Origin of the sequence: Pseudomonas sp., from assembly GCF_035277045.1 — a bacterium.
Taxonomy (GTDB): Bacteria; Pseudomonadota; Gammaproteobacteria; order Pseudomonadales; family Pseudomonadaceae; genus Aquipseudomonas.
Window position 1 is genome coordinate 1 of record NZ_DATELE010000079.1, and the last position, 2,852, is coordinate 2,852.

At 66.2% G+C, this 2,852-nt stretch carries 4 protein-coding genes; all 4 read left to right on the top strand.

All coding sequences use genetic code 11. The features are described 5' to 3' along the window. Positions 1-189: cytochrome c-type biogenesis protein CcmH (locus tag VJS90_RS03265; RefSeq protein WP_324119057.1), on the top strand; the 189-nt coding region annotated here is incomplete at its 5' end. Next, positions 182-1,366, top strand: a complete 1,185-nt coding sequence (gene ccmI, locus VJS90_RS03270; protein ID WP_324119059.1) for a c-type cytochrome biogenesis protein CcmI — start codon at positions 182-184, stop codon at positions 1,364-1,366. The genes VJS90_RS03265 and ccmI, both read left to right, overlap by 8 nt. A gap of 24 nt (positions 1,367-1,390) precedes the next feature. Beyond that, positions 1,391-1,804 carry a hypothetical protein gene (locus tag VJS90_RS03275; RefSeq protein WP_324119061.1) on the top strand — a complete coding sequence of 138 codons (414 nt, stop codon included), beginning with the start codon at positions 1,391-1,393 and terminating at the stop codon, positions 1,802-1,804. Positions 1,805-1,849: 45 nt separating this feature from the next. Then, entirely contained in the window at positions 1,850-2,764 is a 915-nt protein-coding gene (locus tag VJS90_RS03280; protein WP_324119063.1) for a 2-hydroxyacid dehydrogenase, read from the top strand. Positions 2,765-2,852: the final 88 nt, after the last annotated feature.

Genomic DNA, 2,852 nt, shown 5'->3' on the forward strand with positions numbered 1-2,852 from the left:
CCCGCGCTGACCGGGCGTACCTGGCTGCTCTGGTTCGGGCCGGGCCTGCTGCTGCTCAGTGGCTTCGTGTTGCTTGCCGTGATCGTCCGCCGTCGGCGATCTCAGGCGGCCACGGCGGATGCCGGGCTGTCCCCTGATGAACGCGAGCGCCTCGCCAAACTGCTGGATAAAGAACAGACCGATGACTGAATTCTGGATTAGCGCGGCAGTGATGCTGCTGGCCGCGCTGGGTTTCCTGTTGATTCCCGTGTTGCGGGGCCGTCGCCAGCAGCAGGAACAAGACCGTACCGCCCTGAACGTGGCCCTGTACCAGGAACGCGTGGCCGAACTCACCGCGCAGCATGACGCCGGGGCGCTGGATGCCGGGCAGTTGTCTGCAGGCCGCGACGAGGCGGCCCGTGAGCTGCTGGCCGACACCGAAGGCGCCGAGCCTGCGCGCAGCGGCCGTCTGGGCAAGGCGTTGCCTTTGCTGGCGGCGGTGCTGGTGCCGGTGTTCGGGCTGGCGCTGTACCTGCACTTTGGCGCCGCCGACAAGGTCGAGCTGACCCAGGAGTTCGCCCAGGCGCCGAAAAACATGCAGGACATGACCTCGCGCCTGGAGCGCGCCGTGGCGGCCCAGCCCGGGTCTGCCGAAGGGCTGTACTTCCTTGGCCGTGCCTACATGGCCGACCAGCGTCCGGCCGATGCGGCCAAGGTCTTCGAGCGTGCCGTCGCCCTGGCCGGGCGACAGCCCGAGCTGCTCGGGCAATGGGCCCAGGCGCTGTATTTCGCCAATGGCAAGCAATGGAATCCGCAGTTGCAGGCGTTGAGCGACGAAGCGCTGAAGGCCGATCCGAAGGAGGTCACCAGCCTGGGCCTGCTCGGTATCGCCGCTTTCGAGGGTCAGCGCTACCAGGAGGCCATTGGCTACTGGCAGCGGTTGCTGGCCCAGCTGCCCGAGGGCGACGCCTCGCGCGCGGCGTTGCAGGGCGGTATCGATCGCGCCGCGGAGAAACTCCAAGCCTCGGGCCACAAGCCCGTCCAGACGGTGCGGCTGAAGGTGCGCGTGGAGCTTGCAGCGGCGCTCAGCGACAAGGTCAGGCCCGACGACACGGTGTTCATCTTCGCGCGTGCCAGCAAGGGCCCACCCATGCCCCTGGCGGCCAAGCGCGTCACTGTCGCGCAACTGCCCATCGACGTCGAGCTTAGCGACGCCGATGCGATGCTGGCGCAGATGAAACTGTCCGACTTTGCCGAAGTCCAACTGGTTGCACGCGTTTCCCGTGCCGGCCAGCCTACCCAAGGCGAATGGATCGGCCAGAGCGCAGCGCTGCCCAGCACCACTCAGGCCGCGCAACACCTGATCATCGACAGCCCCGATCCGTAAGCCTGATTCCAAGAGAGCCGCGCCATGAACAACGCCGTCCGCCTGACCCTGCTGACCCTCGTGATGGGGCTTAGCGCGTGTACGGTGCATCAGCAGCCAGCCGAACAACTGCCACCGATCGAGACCGCTCCACCGCCCACCGGGCCGGTGGTCAAGCCGCTGCCGGGCAAGAAACCCACCACGCCAGCCGTCACCCCCTCGCCCAAGCCGATGCCGCGCACCTCGGCAAGCTTCGCCCCGCCACCGGGCGGCGCCAGTCATTGGGATCCCAAGCTGGGCGTGTATGTGCTAGAGAAACAGACCAATACCTTCTACCGCCAGCGCACCTACTATCGCTGGAACAACGGCTGGAGCTGGTCCACCAGCCCTGACGGCCCGTGGCAGGACACCGACAGCAGTGGTGTGCCGGGCGGCCTGGGCCGGGCTTTCGCGCAGTAACCCAAGCTGCGCATAATGCGCCCTCGACTTCACAGGAGAGGGTGCATGAGCAAGACAGTCTTGGTGCTGGTGGAAAGCGTTGACGATTACCTCCCACTGCTCGAGCACGCCGGTTACCGGCTGATCCGCGCACCCTCCGCGCAGCTGCGTGCTGCCGCCATCCAGCGTCATGCCGATGAAATCGACGCGGTGCTGACCCGTGGGCCGCTTGGGCTGACGGCTGATGAAATCAACGCCTTGCCCAGGTTGCAGATCATCTGCGTGCTCGGCGCCGGCTACGAGCAGGTGGACCTTGCGGCCGCGCGCGCGCGTGGCATTACCGTCACCAACGGCGCGGGCGCCAATGCCAGTACCGTGGCGGACCATGCCATGGCCATGCTGCTCGGGTTGTTGCGTGATATTCCTCATGCCGATGCCAGCACCCGTCGTGGGGAGTGGGACCGGGTTATCTTGCCGTCGGTGTCGGGCAAGCGGCTGGGCATCATCGGGCTCGGGGCGGTGGGGCTGGCGATTGCCAAGCGGGCGGCGCTTGGGTTTGACATGACGGTCAGTTATCACAATCGCAGTCCTCGGGAGGGGGTGGGGTATACGTGGTATGACAGCCCGCTGGGGTTGGCCGAGGCGGTCGATATTCTGGTGGTGGCGACACCGGGCGGCGTGGGTACGCAGGGGTTGGTTGATGCCCGGGTGCTGGAGGCTTTGGGGACCGAGGGGTATCTGGTGAATATCGCTCGGGCTAGCGTGGTGGATACCGGGGCGTTGGTGGCGGCGCTGCGGGAAGGGGGGATCGCTGGGGCTGCTCTGGATGTGTTTGATGATGAGCCGGCGGTGCGGGATGATTTGAAAGCGTTGGGGAATACGCTGTTGACGCCGCATGTGGGGGGGCTTTCGCCTGAGGCGGCGCGGGATACGGTGGGGTTGGTTTTGCGGAATTTGCAGGGGTTTTTTGGGGGTCTTTGAGGGCGGTTTCGCCCTTACGGCGAGTCACTTTTGGCAGTCGCCCGGTGTGCCGGCCCAGCCAAAAGTAACCAAAAGGGCTTGCCCCTCC

Bases quoted from the DNA above. Each gene is read 5' to 3' on its own strand.
- VJS90_RS03280 (WP_324119063.1), top strand. From the start codon at position 1,850: ATGAGCAAGACAGTCTTGGTGCTGGTGGAAAGCGTTGACGATTACCTC.
- VJS90_RS03275 (WP_324119061.1), top strand. From the start codon at position 1,391: ATGAACAACGCCGTCCGCCTGACCCTGCTGACCCTCGTGATGGGGCTT.
- ccmI (WP_324119059.1), top strand. From the start codon at position 182: ATGACTGAATTCTGGATTAGCGCGGCAGTGATGCTGCTGGCCGCGCTG.